The sequence below is a fragment of the Pseudomonas sp. B21-010 genome, from assembly GCF_024749325.1.
Taxonomy (GTDB): Bacteria; Pseudomonadota; Gammaproteobacteria; order Pseudomonadales; family Pseudomonadaceae; genus Aquipseudomonas; species Aquipseudomonas kilonensis.
Genome location: NZ_CP087198.1, coordinates 1,805,114 through 1,819,877, shown reverse-complemented (window position 1 = coordinate 1,819,877; position 14,764 = coordinate 1,805,114). Strand labels below are relative to the sequence as shown.

Sequence of the window (14,764 nt, the reverse complement as noted above, 5' to 3'; positions counted from 1 at the left end):
TGTTGGAGTCGGTTGAGAGTGAATCGAGCATAAATCCACTGCATAACCGACTGCGACAATCATTCACCCCGCGTATGCGCACCCATCGCCCTAGCCCTTCTTCTTGCGAGCCTGCTTTGCACTTCGCTCGAAAGCCGCCTCCAGCGCCTGGTTGAGGGTGCGCAACACCTTGACCCGCGCCCAGCGCTTGTCGTTGGCTTCCACCAATGTCCAAGGGGAAATCTCGGTGCTGGTGCGGTCGACCATGTCGCACACGGCGGCCCGGTAAGCGTCCCACTTGTCGCGGTTGCGCCAGTCATCCTCGGTGATCTTGAAGCGCTTGAACGGGATGTCCTCGCGTTCCTGGAAACGCTCCAGTTGGGTCTCCTTGTCGATGGCCAGCCAGAACTTGACCACCACCACGCCGGCATCGGCAACCTGCTCCTCGAAGTCGTTGATTTCTCCGTAGGCCCGCAGCCAGTCGGCCTGGCTGCAAAACCCTTCGACCCGCTCCACCAGCACCCGGCCGTACCAGGAGCGGTCGAACATGGTGAACTTGCCCCGCGCGGGAATATGCCGCCAGAACCGCCACATGTAGGGGTGGGCGCGCTCTTCTTCAGTGGGCGCGGCAATCGGCACGATGCTGTATTGACGCGGGTCCAGGGCTGCCGCGACCCGCCGGATCGCCCCGCCCTTGCCTGCCGCATCATTGCCCTCGAACACCGCCACCAAGGAATGCTGGCGCATGCGCTTGTCCCGCAGCAGGCCGGCGAACCGCGCCTGCTCGGTGATCAGCTGTTCTTCGTAATCGGCCTTGTCCAGGCGACGGGTCATGTCCAAGCTGTCGAGCAGCGTGACCTGGCCGTCCAGCGCGGGCAGCGGCGCCACGCCGACCTTTTGCGGTTTGACCTTCGGACGGTCCAGGGCCTGGCGCAAGCCGTCGAGCAGGATCCGCCCGACGGTGAGGCTGCGGTAATAACTGTCCACGCCTTCGATCACATGCCACGGGGCGTAATCGCGACTGGTGCGGCGCAGCACACGCTCGCCGTATTTGACGAACTTGTCGTAGGTCTGGGACTGCTGCCAGTCCAGCGGGCTGATGCGCCAGCTGTGCAGTGGGTCATCCTTGAGCCCCTTGAGCCGGGCCTTCATCTGCTTCTTGGACAGGTGGAACCAGAACTTGAAGATCAGTGCGCCTTCGTCGCAAAGCATTTTTTCCAGGCGCTCGGCACCGGCAATCGCCTGGTCGAGCCGTGGGTCCTTGAACTCGCCATGGACCCGGCCCTGCAGCATCTGGCTGTACCAGTTGCCGAAGAAAATTCCCATGCGCCCCTTGGCCGGCAGCATTCGCCAATAGCGCCACGCCGGAGGCCGCGCCAATTCCTCGTCGGTCTGTTGGTCAAAGGTGCGCACTTCGATCAGCCGCGGATCCATCCACTCGTTGAGCAACTTCACCGTCTCGCCCTTGCCCGCGCCTTCGATGCCATTGATCAGCACGATGACCGGGAACCGGCCCTGCTGCTGCAACTCGAACTGCGCCTCCAGCAACGCTTCACGCAGGGCCGGCACTTCGGCCTCGAAGGTGTCTTTATCAATGACATGACCGATTTCAGCGGATTCAAACATGGGCAGCTCCTTCCGGGGATGGGCCAAGACTAGCGGATTGGATGCGGCCCGTGTGCTTTGTGTAGGAGCTGCCGAGCGAAGCGAGGCTGCGATCTTTTGATCTTGATCGTTCGCTTTCGACTCAATTGTTCGGAACAAGATCGCAGCCTCGTTGCACTCGACAGCTCCTACAGATTGGACGCGGCCCGTGTGCTTTGTGTAGGAGCTGCCGAGCGAAGCGAGGCTGCGATCTTTTGATCTTGATCGTTCGCTTTCGACTCAATTGACTGGGGCAAGATCGCAGCCTCGTTGCACTCGACAGCTCCTACAGATTGGATGCGGCCCGTGTGCTTTGTGTAGGAGCTGCCGAGCGAAGCGAGGCTGCGATCTTTTGATCTTGATCGTTCGCTTTCGACTCAATTGTTCGGGACAAGATCGCAGCCTCGTTGCACTCGACAGCTCCTACAGATGCGTATGCACCGGAGCAATCGGCAATCGATCGGCTAGAATGGCCGCTCAGTTTTGACCGAGCCAGCCATGACGCCCATCCAGCAACACGCCCAACTCGACTGGGATGATCAGGGTCGCCCGCGTTCGCGGGTGTTCGACGATGTGTATTTTTCCGACCAGTCGGGGCTGGAAGAAACCCGTTATGTATTCCTTGAGCAGAACAACCTGGCCGAGCGTTTCGCGGCCCTGGCCGATGACGGGCGGCTGGTGATCGGCGAAACCGGATTTGGCACCGGCTTGAATTTCCTCTGCGCCTGGCAGCTGTTCGAACAGTGCGCACCGGCAGGCGCCCGACTGCATTTCGTCAGTGTCGAGAAGTATCCCTTGAGCCCCGAGGACCTGCGCCGGGCCCTGGCCTTGTGGCCCCAACTGAGCCTTCAGGCTGAGCAATTGCTTGAGCAGTACGTGGCCATCCACCAGGGTTTCCAGCGCCTGGTCCTGGCAGGCGGACGGGTGACGCTGACCCTGTTGATCGGCGATGCCCTGGAGCAGTTGCCGCAGCTGGACGGACAGATCGACGCCTGGTTCCTCGACGGCTTCGCGCCGGCCAGGAACCCCGAGATGTGGACCGCCGAGCTGTTCGCCGAACTGGCCCGGCTGGCCGCCCCCGACGCTACCCTCAGCACCTTCACCAGCACCGGTTGGGTCCGGCGGTTGCTGAACGCGGCAGGCTTCAAGATGAAGCGCACGCCGGGCATTGGTCATAAGTGGGAAATCCTGCGCGGTGTGTTTCTCGGCTGGCCGGAGCAGACACCGGCGCCGTCCTCGGCAAAACCCTGGTACGCCCGCCCCGCCGCGCTGACCGGCGAACGCCGGGCACTGGTGATCGGCGGCGGCCTGGCCGGTTGTGCCAGCGCCGCCAGCCTCGCCGCGCGTGGCTGGCAGGTGACGCTGCTGGAGCGTCATGCCGGGTTGGCCGAAGAAGCTTCCGGCAACCCCCAGGGTGTGCTGTATCTCAAGCTTTCGGCCCACGGCACGGCGTTGTCGCAGATGATCCTCAGCGGCTTCGGTTACACCCGGCGCGTGCTGGAGCAACTGCAACGCGGCACTGACTGGGACGCCTGCGGCGTCTTGCAACTGGCCTTCAACAGCAAGGAAGCCGAGCGTCAGGCGCAACTGGCCGAGGCGTTCCCAAGGGATTTGCTGCACACCCTCGATCAGTCCGAGGCGCAGGTGCGGTCCGGCATCGGCCTGGCCTCTGGTGGTCTGTTTTATCCCGAGGGCGGCTGGGTGCATCCACCGGCGTTGTGTCGCTGGCAAGCCTCACGCACGGCGATCGACGTACAGCCCCATCATGAAGTGCTGCAACTGCGCCGCGTGGACGGCCATTGGCAGGCATGGGACGGCGAACGATGCCTGGCCAGCGCGCCGGTGGCGATCCTCGCCAGCGCCGCCGAAATCAAACGTTTCGAACCGGCCGCCGACTTGCCGCTCAAGCGCATTCGCGGGCAAATCACCCGACTGCCGCAAACCAGCCGCAGCCAGAGCCTGGCGACCGTGGTGTGCGCCGAAGGCTATGTGGCTCCGCCGCGGCTGGGTGAGCACACCCTGGGCGCCAGTTTCGACTTCAACAACGACGACCTGACGCCCACCGCTGCCGAGCACGCCGGCAACCTGCAGATGCTCGAAGAAATCTCCCTGGACCTGGTGGACCGCCTGAACGCCGGTAGCCTGGACCCGGAACGCCTCGAAGGCCGTGCGGCATTCCGTTGCACCAGCCCGGATTACCTGCCGATTGTCGGCCCATTAGCGGACCGCCCGGCCTTTACCGAGGCCTATGCGGCCCTCGGCAAGGACGCCCGACAGGTGCCAGACACTCCCTGCCCGTGGCTCGATGGCCTGTACATCAACAGCGGCCACGGTTCCCGAGGCCTGATCACCGCCCCGCTGTCGGGCGAACTGATCGCCGCCTGGCTGGACAACGAACCCCTGCCACTGCCCCGCAGCGTGGCCGAGGCCTGCCATCCGAACCGGTTCGCGTTGCGGGCATTGATTCGGGGCAAGGTCTAACACCCATTTAATGGTGTGCCCCAATCCCTTGTGGGAGCGAGCTTGCTCGCGATGGCGGTGGATCAGTTGGCATCTGAGTTGACTGCCCCACTGCTATCGCGAGCAAGCTCGCTCCCACAGGTTCCTCTTATCCCGTGAGGCATGGGGCACCCCCTACCCGCCGGCTTATAACGCATCGATCTAAAACTCACAGCAATCCCTCCGGTCAGTTTCAGGGTACCCGCCCTTTTGGCGGGTGCGGCTTGACCCCTCCCCAACGGAAAAACCGGTAAGGACTTATGTGCGGATTAGCTGGAGAGTTACGTTTCGATCAACAACCTGCGGACCTTGCGGCCGTAGAGCGAATCACCCATCACCTGGCCCCTCGCGGCCCCGACGCCTGGGGTTTTCATAGCCAGGGGCCGATTGCCCTGGGCCATCGGCGCCTGAAAATCATGGACCTGTCGGACGGCTCGGCCCAGCCGATGATCGACAATCAGCTGGGCCTGTCCCTGGCCTTCAACGGCGCGATCTACAACTACCCGGAACTGCGCAGCGAGCTCGAAGCCCTAGGCTACAGCTTCTATTCCGGTGGCGACACCGAAGTGCTGCTCAAGGGCTATCACGCCTGGGGCGAAGCGCTGCTGCCCAAGCTCAACGGCATGTTCGCCTTCGCCATCTGGGAACGCGATGCCAAGCGGCTATTCATCGCCCGCGATCGCCTCGGCGTGAAGCCGCTGTACCTGTCGCGCACCAGCCAACGGCTACGTTTCGCCTCGGCATTGCCGGCGCTGCTCAAGGGCGGCGACATCAACCCGATGCTCGACCCGGTGGCTCTCAATCATTACCTGAATTTCCACGCGGTGGTCCCGGCACCCCGCACCTTGCTGGCCGGTGTTGAAAAACTGCCTCCCGCCACCTGGATGCGCATCGAAGCCGACGGCAGCACCGAGCAGAAAACCTGGTGGACCCTGCCCTACGGACCACGGGCCGACGAACAGCACCTGAACCTGGAAGACTGGATCGACCGCGTGCTCGACAGCACCCGTGAAGCGGTCGCCATTCGCCAACGCGCCGCCGTGGATGTCGGCGTACTGCTTTCCGGTGGCGTGGATTCGAGCATGCTCGTGGGCCTGCTGCGGGAAGTCGGCGTAGAAGACCTGTCGACCTTCTCTATCGGTTTCCAGGATGCTGGCGGCGAGCGCGGTGACGAGTTCCAGTATTCGGACCTGATCGCCAAGCACTACGGCACCCGCCACCACCAACTGCGTATCGACGAAAAAGAGATCATCGAGCAACTGCCGGCAGCGTTCCGTGCCATGAGCGAGCCGATGGTCAGCCACGACTGCATCGCCTTCTACCTGCTGTCGCGGGAAGTGGCCAAGCACTGCAAAGTGGTGCAAAGCGGCCAGGGCGCCGACGAGCTGTTCGCCGGTTACCACTGGTACCCGCAGGTCGATGGCGCCAGCGATCCGTACGCGGCCTATCGCGCCGCGTTCTTCGACCGCAGCTACGAAGAATATGCCGCCACCGTGCAGCCCAAATGGCTGACGGCCAACGACGCGGCCGGTGACTTCGTCAAAGAACATTTCGCCCAGCCCGGGGCCGATGCGGCGGTAGACAAGGCCCTGCGCCTGGACAGCACCGTGATGCTGGTGGACGACCCGGTCAAGCGCGTCGACAACATGACCATGGCCTGGGGCCTGGAAGCCCGCACGCCCTTCCTGGACTACCGCCTGGTGGAACTTTCGGCCAGGGTCCCGGCGAAGTTCAAGCTGCCCGATGGCGGCAAACAGGTGCTCAAGGAAGCCGCCCGGCGGGTGATCCCCAGCGAGGTGATCGACCGCAAGAAAGGCTATTTCCCGGTGCCAGGCCTCAAGCACCTGGAAGGCAATACGCTGGCCTGGGTCCGCGAACTGCTGCTGGACCCGAGCCAGGATCGCGGCCTGTTCAACCCGGCCATGCTCGACCGCCTGCTCACCGACCCCAACGGCCAGCTCACGCCATTGCGCGGCTCGCGACTGTGGCAACTGGCGGCGCTGAACCTGTGGCTCAGCGAGCAAGGAATCTGATCGATGAAACCTCACGCAACCGTTCACAACCAACGCCTCTTGCGCGGCCAGGCGCCCTCCTACGAACGCCTGCAGGCACGCCTGGCCGAAGACGGCAGCGAATTGGGCGCCGACCCGATCGCGGTGCATTGCGGCTGGGGCCGACTGTTGATCGGCCATACCTTCCCGGACCCGGCGAGCCTGGCCCGGGAACTGCTCAACGAACAACCCGGCGAAAGGGACATTGCCTTGTACGTGGCCGCACCCCAGCAAGTGCTGGGGCTGGAACCGGCACAACTGTTCCTCGATCCGTCCGACACCTTGCGCTTGTGGTTCAGCGACTATCGCCAGTCCACCCGGGTGTTTCGCGGTTTCCGGATTCGCCGGGCCCAGAGCGAGACCGACTGGCAGGCCATCAACCAGCTCTACCAGGCCCGGGGCATGTTGCCTATCGACCCACTGCGCCTGACCCCGCGCCATGAGGGCGGCCCGGTCTACTGGCTGGCCGAAGATAACGACACCGGTGCGGTGATCGGCAGCGTCATGGGCCTGAATCACCAGAAGGCCTTCAACGACCCGGAAAACGGCAGCAGCCTCTGGTGCCTGGCCGTCGACCCGCAATGTCCGCGGCCCGGTGTTGGCGAAGTGCTGGTGCGTCACCTCATCGAGCATTTCATGAGCCGTGGCTTGAGTTACCTCGACCTGTCGGTGTTGCACGACAATCGCCTGGCGAAAAACCTCTACGCCAAACTCGGTTTTCGCAATCTTTCGACCTTCGCCATCAAACGCAAGAACGGCATCAACCAGCCGTTGTTCCTGGGGCCAGGCCCCGAAGCGCAGTTCAACCCTTATGCGCGAATCATTGTCGAAGAAGCTCACCGCCGAGGCATCGACGTGCAGGTGGACGATGCCGAGGCCGGCTTGTTCACCCTGGTCCATGGCAGCCGCCGGGTCCGATGCCGCGAATCCTTGAGCGACCTGACCAGCGCCATCAGCATGACGCTGTGCCAGAACAAAAGCCTGACCCACAAAGTGCTGAAAAACGCCGGCCTGAACCTGCCGGCCCAACAGTTGGCGGGCAATGCCGATGACAACCTGGCGTTTCTCGACGAGCACGAACGGGTGGTAGTCAAGCCGCTGGACGGTGAACAGGGCCAAGGCGTGGCGGTGGATTTGCACACCATCGAGGAGGTGCAGAGCGCCATCGAAGCGGCCCGGCAGTTCGATAGCCAGGTCTTGCTGGAAAGTTTCCACGAGGGGCTGGACCTGCGCATCCTGGTGATCGGTTTTGAAGTGGTGGCGGCGGCGATCCGGCGCCCGGCGGAGGTGATCGGCGATGGCCGGCACACCATCGGTGCGCTGATCGAAGCCCAGAGCCGCCGACGGCAAGCGGCCACGGGCGGCGAAAGCAAAATCCCGATGGATGCCGAGACCTTGCGCACGCTCAGCGCGGCGGGGTTCGACTACGACAGCGTGCTGCCCGCCGGGGAGCACCTGTTCGTACGGCGTACGGCGAACCTGCATACCGGCGGCGTGCTGGAGGATGTCACCGGGATCCTGCATCCGACCCTGGTCGATGCAGCGGTGCGCGCCGCCCGGGCGTTGGACATCCCCATGGTCGGCCTCGACCTGCTGGTGCCGGCGGCCGATCAACCCGAGTACGTGTTCATCGAAGCCAACGAACGCGCAGGCCTGGCCAACCACGAACCACAACCTACCGCCGAGCGCTTTGTGGATTTGTTGTTTCCCCATAGCCAGACGGTGGCCTAGCAGAGGTGTAGTGCCTGAACAGACGCCATCGCGAGCAAGCTCGCTCCCACATGGGATTTCTGGTGTTTACACATTCTGTGTTCTGTGGGAGCGAGCTTGCTCGCGATGAGCTGGTTCAGGCACCGCCATTCAACAGTCGGACACACTCATCGAAACCATCGATGCGCTCAACCCATCAGGAGTTTCCATGATCAGTAAAATTCCCGAACCGGATCTCGAATACCTGCAAAAGGTCCTGCTGGAGATGCTCGCCATTCCCAGCCCTACCGGCTTTACCGACACCATCGTGCGTTATGTCGCCGAGCGGCTCGAAGAGCTGGGTATCGCTTTTGAAATGACTCGCCGTGGCACGATCCGCGCCACGCTCAAGGGGCGCAAGAGCAGCCCCGACCGGGCCGTGTCGGCGCACCTGGATACCATCGGTGCCTCGGTACGGGCCATCAAGGACAACGGCCGCCTGACCCTGGCGCCGGTGGGTTGCTGGTCCAGCCGCTTTGCCGAAGGCAGCCGGGTCAGCCTGTTCACCGACACCGGCGTGATCCGTGGCAGCGTGCTGCCGTTGATGGCGTCCGGGCACGCGTTCAACACCGCCGTGGATGAGCTGCCCATCAGTTGGGACCACATCGAGCTGCGCCTGGACGCCTATTGCGCCACCCGCGCCGATTGCGAAACCCTGGGGGTGGGCATCGGCGATTACGTCGCCTTCGATCCCTTGCCGGAATTCACCGAAAGCGGCCACATCAGCGCCCGGCACCTGGACGACAAGGCTGGGGTCGCGGCGTTGCTAGCGGCGCTCAAGGCGATTGTCGACAGCGGTGAAGAACTGCTGATCGATTGTCACCCACTGTTCACCATCACCGAGGAAACCGGCAGCGGTGCGGCCGCCGCACTGCCCTGGGATGTCAGCGAATTCGTCGGCATCGACATCGCGCCCGTCGCCCCTGGCCAGCACTCAAGCGAACATTCGGTCAGCGTGGCAATGCAGGACTCCGGAGGCCCCTACGACTACCATCTGTCGCGGCACTTGCTGAAACTGGCCAAGGAGAACGAGGTACCGGCACGCCGCGACCTGTTCCGCTACTACTTCAGCGACGCTCATTCAGCCATCACCGCCGGCCACGATATCCGTACCGCCCTGCTCGCCTTCGGCTGCGACGCCACCCATGGCTACGAACGCACCCACATCGACAGCCTGGCCGCCCTCAGTCGCCTGCTCGGCGCCTACATCCTCAGCCCGCCGGTGTTCGCCAGCGACGCGCAACCAGCCCAAGGCTCACTGGACCGCTTCAGTCATCAGATCGAACACGATACCCAGATGGAAAGTGATACCCGGGTGCCATCGGTGGATAGCCTGGTGGGGCAGCGTTCCGATAGCTGATCCAACATTTCACTGTCTGGGCTATTGCCATCGCGAGCAAGCTCGCTCCCACAGGTTGATCTTCATTGGACTTGAACTTTGTGCTCGACGCAGAACCAATGTGGGAGCGAGCTTGCTCGCGATGAGGCCAGAACAGGCCCCACAAAACCCAAGGCTAGCCGCAAAAGCCCATTGGCCGTAGCATCGCCCCATTGTCTAGCCGAGGTACCCCATGCTCATCCCCCACGACCAACTCGAAGTCGACACGCTCACCCGCCTGATCGAGGATTTCGTGACCCGCGACGGCACCGACAATGGTGACGACACCCCCCTGGAAACGCGGGTTCTGCGAGTCAGGCAAGCCCTGACCAAGGGCCAGGCGTTGATCGTCTTCGACCCCGAAAGTGAACAGTGCCAACTGATGCTCAAGCACGACGTGCCCAAACACCTATTCGACTGAACAGGCCTTGCGGGTGGCATGGGCCTTTTTCTTCTGGATCTTGTCGTAGATTTCGGAGCGATGGACATCGACGTGCCGTGGCGCTTCCACGCCAAAACGCACCGTGCCGCCGCTGACCGACAGCACACGGACGGAAATATCGTCACCGATGGAAATCAACTCACCTACAGCGCGGCTTAATACAAGCATGGTTCTTGTCCTTAAGAATGTCTGGACCCTGACCATGCCCGGCCTGTTTCCCGTTCTCAAGACACCCGCGAGAATTCAGTAAGGCCCTACAAGCAAAGTTCTTGTGACTGACGGAAATTTCCTGCAAAACCCTGTCGGACCGCCGGTTATTTCAGGGCGCCGAGAACCGCGGGCCGAATAGAATCACACTCGCCCCCAACACGCAGAGCGCCACGCCAATCCAGTCGGACCCCAGTGGTCGCACTCGCTCGACCATCGCCAGCCAGCCGATCGAGGCAATGATATAGAGGCCGCCATAGGCGGCGTAGGCGCGCCCGGCGTACGTCGCTTCGACGCGGGTCAACAACAGGGCGAACAATGTGAGGCTGAGCAACGCCGGGGCGATCCACCAGGCGCTCTTGCCCTGGCGCAACCACATCCAGAAGGCGTAGCAGCCCGCGATCTCAAACAGCGCGGCGAGAAAAAACCACAGGTAATTGAGCATGCAGATGTCCATCAGGAAGGCCGAATGGCGCCATCCTGAGGACATCGGGCATCCAGGTCAATTGAGGTTTTGCCGGGCCTTGGCGCGCATCTTGTCGGCCATGACGGTCATTTCGTCGTACAGCAACTGTGGGTTCTTCTGCTTGAGGGCCCAAGCCATGCGTCCCTGTTCGTGGGGCAGGATCATGAACTGGCCCTGGGCGACCTGCTGATAGATGTAGTCGGCAATATCCGTGGCGCTGATCGGTGAGCTTTCCAGCAACTTGCCAACCTGGGCTTTCATGGCCGGGGTCGGGCCACGGAAGGAATCCAGCAGATTGGTCTGGAAGAACGACGGGCACACCACGTGTACGCCAACTTCCTGCTGCGCCAGTTCCACCAACAGGCTTTCCGACAGCGCCACGACACCCGCCTTCGCCACGTTGTAGTTGCTCATGGCCGGGCCCTGCATCAGGGCTGCCATGGAGGCGATGTTGATGATCTTGCCACGGCTTTTTTCCAGCAGCGGCAGGAACGCCTTGCAGCCCTTGACCACACCCATCAGGTTGATCGCGATCTGCCAGTCCCAATCCTCCAGGGAGAGTTCACTGAAGAAGCCGCCCGAGGCCACGCCGGCATTGTTGACGATGATATCGATACCGCCGAACTTCTCTTCGCAGGCCTGGGCAAACGCAGTCAATTGGCTGTAGTCGCGCACATCGCAGCGCTGGATGAAGCCGTCGCCACCGGCACCCCGCACTAGCTTGAGGGTTTCCACGAGGCCCGGCTCGCTGACATCCGATAAGGCCAGGCGCCATCCTTCGCGGGCCCAGCGCAGCGCGATTTCGCGACCCAGGCCAGAGCCGGCACCAGTGATCATCATGCGATTTTGCATAGCAGACAGCCTTGTTGTTCCGGGAGAGATAGGCCGAGTGTAGCGAAGGCGTTCAACGGACCCACGCTCCATCAGATTGCTGAATGGCGAGGGCAAACTGTAGGAGTTGCCGAGTGGAACGAGGCTGCGATCCTTAGTCTTCCTCCAGGCTGAAAAAGATCGCAGCCTCGTTTCACTCGACAGCTCCTACAAAAACTTTGAATTTTCTACAAGCCGCGACGGTCGGACTTATTAAGCCGCCCGGATTTAACGCATGCGCGCTGGTAGTTGGAAGTTGTATCACTCCAGAACTGACCAATAAGGAAATCTACAATGGGCACAATACTTATCGTTATCCTGATCCTCCTGCTGATCGGTGGTCTCCCAGTCTTCCCGCACTCCAGAAGTTGGGGTTACGGCCCGTCCGGTATCATCGGTGTGGTGTTGGTGGTGCTGTTGGTCCTGCTACTCCTGGGCAAGATATAAACCACTAAGTAAGCGCAAAAAAAAAGAGGCCTTGGCAGGCCTCTTTTTTTATGTACGCCGTTTATCAGTCCGGCTTGCCGTCAACGACGCCGGCGGTGTTATCCAGCAGGCTCTTGGTCGCGGTTTGCAGGAAAGATTCGAGCTTGAGTTTCATCGGCGCGGTGTCCGGTGCATTCGGGATGATTTCCGCACCAGGGTTGGCGCCCAGTTCATAGCGATACATCTTCGGCTCCATTTCCTTTTCCTTCGGCAGGACCAGGATGTGGTCATCGCGGATGATCGCCGTGGTCTGCTCGCTGCCCGACGGCTTGATCACACCAAAACCGGGATCGCCTTGCGGCAGGTTCAACAGGTCACGGCCCCAGCACTGGTTCCGTACTTGCCCACCGATCCGGCCCATGATGGTCGGCACGATGTCGACCTGGGTACCCACGGTGTGGTTACGCTGGCCGAATTTTTCCTGGATGCCCGGGCCGATCAACAGCATCGGCACGTTGAAACGGCCCAGGTCCATCTCGGTGATCTGGCGTTCGTTGCCAAAGCCATGGTCGCCGACCACGACGAACAGGGTTTCCTTGAAGTAAGGCTCCTTGCGGGCCTTCTCGAAGAACTGGCCCAGGGCCCAGTCGGCGTAGCGCATGGCGGTCAGGTGTTCGTTCAGGCTGCCACGGTCGGTGACCCGCTCGACCGGCAACGGCGTCGGCAACGCATAAGGGGTGTGGTTGGACAGGGTTTGCAGCAAGGCATAGAACGGCTTGCCGTTTTCCCGCGCCTTGAGCTCGATCAGGCCTCGGTCGAACATGTCCTGGTCGGACACGCCCCAGGTCGGATCGGAGAACACCGGGTTCACGAAGTCGTTACGCCCGATGAATGTGGTCATGCCCTGGCTGCTGAAGAAACCCGACTGGTTGTCCCAGGCAAAATCGCCGTTGTAGACGTACACGTCGTCGTAGTCACGGGCGCTGAGCAGTTGCGGCAGGCCCGACAGCTTGTGGCTGCCCTCCGGCGTCTGCATCAGGTATTCGAAACCCGGCAGGTTCGGGAAGCACGCCATGGTGGCGAACATGCCTTGGTGGGTGTGGGTACCGTTGGAGAAGAAACGGTCGAACAGCAGGCCTTCCTTGGACAGTTTGTCCAGGTAAGGCGTGATGTTGCCCGGCGCGCCCAGGGCACCCACCGAGTGACCGGCCATGCTCTCCATGAGAATCACGACCACGTTCTTGATCGGCAGGGTCTTGTCCGCCGGCGGCGTGTAGTCGCGGCGCACGGCGGCTGTCGCGGTGTCCACCAGTTTATCGTCAGGCATCACCAGCATATCGCGCACGGTCTGCTGTGCCAGCGGTTGCTCAAGGGTGGCTTTCCAGATGTTGTCGCGGTCTTCGGACATCCGGCTCTTGGCCGCGGCCACCAGCGACAAGGTGCCGTTGAGGCCCAACTGGTTGGCGAAGTTCGAATCGGTGGTGTAGACGTCGCCCCAGCGCAGGGGCGGCCCTTGGCGCAAGGTGCCGCGCGCGGCGGTCACGGCGACCAGCAGGCAAACGACAAACACCGCGACACGCCCATACCACGGGGCGATCTGCCGGGTACCAATGGTGCCGCCACTGAACGGCCCACGGGGACGCGTGGCGCGGTCGGCGCCCTTGAATGCCAGGCTGAGGATGATGGTGCCGCCGGCCCACGCCAGCAGGTAGCGCACCACCGGGAAACCGTACCAGAGCATGCTCATCACGGTTTTCGGGTCTTCCTTTACATACTGGAAGACCAGGCCGTTGAGGCGCTGGTGGAATTCACGGTAGAAATCCATCTCCATCAAGCCCAGGAACAGCGCGATGCTGGAAGTGACGGTCAGCCAGAAACGAAAGAACCCACGGGCCGCCATGGCCCTTGCGCTGAACAACGCCAGCAGCAACGGGATGCAGAGGTAGACCACCAGGCGCAAGTCGAAACGCAGGCCGTTGACGAAGGCTTCAACAAAGGTCGAAGCCGGCGTGTCGAGGATCATCTCGCGGTTATAGACCAGCAGCGCCACGCGCAGCAGGCTGAACATGACCATCATCACAAAGGCACAAAGCAACGTGTAGGCCAGGTGCGATTTGACGGTCGGTTGCAGCAGGCGATGCGTAGTACGCTGCTGATTCAGGGCGTCCGGGATTGCCATGTCGTTTAAGGACCCTATCGGAATTGGAGTGACAAAAAGAAACAACGGCGCGCCCTCTGTTGACCAAAGCCTGGCCTCGGGGCTTGCGCGAGAGCGCAAATGTTGCACGAACGGCTATGGCATTGCCATTAAATAACCGGCGGCGATATGAGCGCGGGGGATTGTCCGCAAGATTTTGTGAAAATTTCGTTCAAAGAATATTCAGAAACACAAAAAGCCCGGCCTGCTGCTGAAGTTGAGCCGAACGCTATTGTGGCGAGGGAGCTTGCTCCCGCTCGGCTCTGTAGGAGCTGTCGAGTGCGACGAGGCTGCGACCTTTCCCTAGACACTTGAGTCCCAAGCGAAAGATCAAAAGATCGCAGCCTTCGGCAGCTCCTACACGCAGCCCAGCGGGAGCAAGCGCCCTCGCCACTGGGTTGCCGATCACTTCCAGTCCAGTGTGAAAACGATCATTGTCAATGAAACTGGCGTCCAAGACCCGCTGGCACGCCTTCGATGGAGGTGTCTTCCCACGGACCATTCGGGCTCACGGAACGGCTCCAGCCGTTGTTCCAGCGGTAATAGGTACGCTGGCGATAGAACGTGTTCGTCTGGTTGTCCAGCACATAGACCCCAAGCTTGGCGTCCCAATGGCTGTTGCCACCCGGCGGTGGGGCGAAGCTGGCGGAAGTACGCGGCAGCGGTTTGGCCGGTTTGTTCGGGATGACAGGTTTGCCCGGCGGTGTGGACGGGACCGGTTTGCTGGTCGGGGTCGACGGCGGGATCGGTGGCAGCGGTGCCGAGGGCTCCGACGGACGCTGGACCGCACAAGCGCTCAGGCCCATGACGAGCGTGAGCAGGGTGATACGAGCGATGGCGGTCATGGTGCGAATTC

At 62.0% G+C, this 14,764-nt stretch carries 12 protein-coding genes; 6 read left to right on the top strand and 6 right to left on the bottom strand.

Annotation, left to right across the window (positions count from 1 at the left end; translation table 11 throughout):
- Positions 1–90: 90 nt before the first annotated feature.
- A complete protein-coding gene (pap, locus tag LOY50_RS08065) occupies positions 91–1,605 on the bottom strand; it encodes a polyphosphate:AMP phosphotransferase (protein WP_258690595.1) in 1,515 nt (504 codons plus the stop codon).
- 516 nt (positions 1,606–2,121) lie between these two features.
- On the opposite strand from pap, the gene mnmC reads away from it, so the two are divergent.
- The 5 genes from mnmC to LOY50_RS08040 all read left to right on the top strand — a co-directional run bounded on the left by mnmC (position 2,122) and on the right by LOY50_RS08040 (position 9,721).
- Entirely contained in the window at positions 2,122–4,104 is a 1,983-nt protein-coding gene (gene mnmC / locus LOY50_RS08060) for a bifunctional tRNA (5-methylaminomethyl-2-thiouridine)(34)-methyltransferase MnmD/FAD-dependent 5-carboxymethylaminomethyl-2-thiouridine(34) oxidoreductase MnmC (protein ID WP_258690594.1), read from the top strand.
- Between the two features lie 278 nt (positions 4,105–4,382).
- Positions 4,383–6,155 carry an N-acetylglutaminylglutamine amidotransferase gene (locus LOY50_RS08055; protein WP_258690593.1) on the top strand — a complete coding sequence of 591 codons (1,773 nt, stop codon included), beginning with the start codon at positions 4,383–4,385 and terminating at the stop codon, positions 6,153–6,155.
- 3 nt (positions 6,156–6,158) lie between these two features.
- Complete coding sequence (gene ngg, locus LOY50_RS08050; RefSeq protein ID WP_258690592.1) at positions 6,159–7,904, top strand: N-acetylglutaminylglutamine synthetase; 1,746 nt, start codon at positions 6,159–6,161, stop codon at positions 7,902–7,904.
- Positions 7,905–8,091: 187 nt separating this feature from the next.
- Positions 8,092–9,282 (top strand): osmoprotectant NAGGN system M42 family peptidase, encoded by a 1,191-nt coding sequence (locus LOY50_RS08045; RefSeq protein WP_063322377.1) that lies wholly within the window; start codon positions 8,092–8,094, stop codon positions 9,280–9,282.
- 211 nt (positions 9,283–9,493) lie between these two features.
- Positions 9,494–9,721, top strand: a complete 228-nt coding sequence (locus tag LOY50_RS08040) for a YheU family protein (protein WP_003199186.1) — start codon at positions 9,494–9,496, stop codon at positions 9,719–9,721.
- On the opposite strand, the gene csrA is transcribed toward LOY50_RS08040, so the two are convergent.
- The 3 genes from csrA to LOY50_RS08025 form a co-directional block, all read right to left on the bottom strand.
- The gene (gene csrA, locus LOY50_RS08035; RefSeq protein WP_003199177.1) at positions 9,710–9,910 is read right to left on the bottom strand and encodes a carbon storage regulator CsrA; all 201 of its coding nucleotides are present in this window, start codon (positions 9,908–9,910) and stop codon (positions 9,710–9,712) included. The two genes, LOY50_RS08040 and csrA, sit on opposite strands and share 12 nt — an antisense overlap.
- Positions 9,911–10,061: 151 nt before the next feature.
- Positions 10,062–10,394: a YnfA family protein gene (locus LOY50_RS08030; protein ID WP_214510871.1), complete on the bottom strand. Its 333-nt coding sequence runs from the start codon at positions 10,392–10,394 to the stop codon at positions 10,062–10,064.
- A 57-nt stretch (positions 10,395–10,451) separates the two neighbouring features.
- On the bottom strand, positions 10,452–11,267 hold the full coding sequence (locus LOY50_RS08025) for an SDR family oxidoreductase (protein WP_003199173.1): 816 nt from the start codon (positions 11,265–11,267) through the stop codon (positions 10,452–10,454).
- Positions 11,268–11,579: 312 nt separating this feature from the next.
- Between LOY50_RS08025 and LOY50_RS08020 the strand changes: the two genes are divergently transcribed.
- Positions 11,580–11,732, top strand: coding sequence for a DUF3309 family protein (locus tag LOY50_RS08020; protein WP_253472471.1), 153 nt, complete (start codon positions 11,580–11,582; stop codon positions 11,730–11,732).
- A gap of 64 nt (positions 11,733–11,796) precedes the next feature.
- Here LOY50_RS08020 and LOY50_RS08015 read toward each other — a convergent pair whose 3' ends face one another.
- On the bottom strand, positions 11,797–13,890 hold the full coding sequence (locus LOY50_RS08015; RefSeq protein ID WP_253472468.1) for an LTA synthase family protein: 2,094 nt from the start codon (positions 13,888–13,890) through the stop codon (positions 11,797–11,799).
- A gap of 455 nt (positions 13,891–14,345) precedes the next feature.
- On the bottom strand, positions 14,346–14,753 hold the full coding sequence (locus LOY50_RS08010; RefSeq protein ID WP_258690591.1) for a hypothetical protein: 408 nt from the start codon (positions 14,751–14,753) through the stop codon (positions 14,346–14,348).
- Between the last annotated feature and the right edge of the window lie 11 nt (positions 14,754–14,764).

Excerpts from the sequence above, each read along its gene's own strand:
- pap (WP_258690595.1), bottom strand. The coding sequence starts at position 1,605 with ATGTTTGAATCCGCTGAAATCGGTCATGTCATTGATAAAGACACCTTC.
- mnmC (WP_258690594.1), top strand. The coding sequence starts at position 2,122 with ATGACGCCCATCCAGCAACACGCCCAACTCGACTGGGATGATCAGGGT.
- LOY50_RS08055 (WP_258690593.1), top strand. The coding sequence starts at position 4,383 with ATGTGCGGATTAGCTGGAGAGTTACGTTTCGATCAACAACCTGCGGAC.
- ngg (WP_258690592.1), top strand. The coding sequence starts at position 6,159 with ATGAAACCTCACGCAACCGTTCACAACCAACGCCTCTTGCGCGGCCAG.
- LOY50_RS08045 (WP_063322377.1), top strand. The coding sequence starts at position 8,092 with ATGATCAGTAAAATTCCCGAACCGGATCTCGAATACCTGCAAAAGGTC.
- LOY50_RS08040 (WP_003199186.1), top strand. The coding sequence starts at position 9,494 with ATGCTCATCCCCCACGACCAACTCGAAGTCGACACGCTCACCCGCCTG.
- csrA (WP_003199177.1), bottom strand. The coding sequence starts at position 9,910 with ATGCTTGTATTAAGCCGCGCTGTAGGTGAGTTGATTTCCATCGGTGAC.
- LOY50_RS08030 (WP_214510871.1), bottom strand. The coding sequence starts at position 10,394 with ATGCTCAATTACCTGTGGTTTTTTCTCGCCGCGCTGTTTGAGATCGCG.
- LOY50_RS08025 (WP_003199173.1), bottom strand. The coding sequence starts at position 11,267 with ATGCAAAATCGCATGATGATCACTGGTGCCGGCTCTGGCCTGGGTCGC.
- LOY50_RS08020 (WP_253472471.1), top strand. The coding sequence starts at position 11,580 with ATGGGCACAATACTTATCGTTATCCTGATCCTCCTGCTGATCGGTGGT.
- LOY50_RS08015 (WP_253472468.1), bottom strand. The coding sequence starts at position 13,890 with ATGGCAATCCCGGACGCCCTGAATCAGCAGCGTACTACGCATCGCCTG.
- LOY50_RS08010 (WP_258690591.1), bottom strand. The coding sequence starts at position 14,753 with ATGACCGCCATCGCTCGTATCACCCTGCTCACGCTCGTCATGGGCCTG.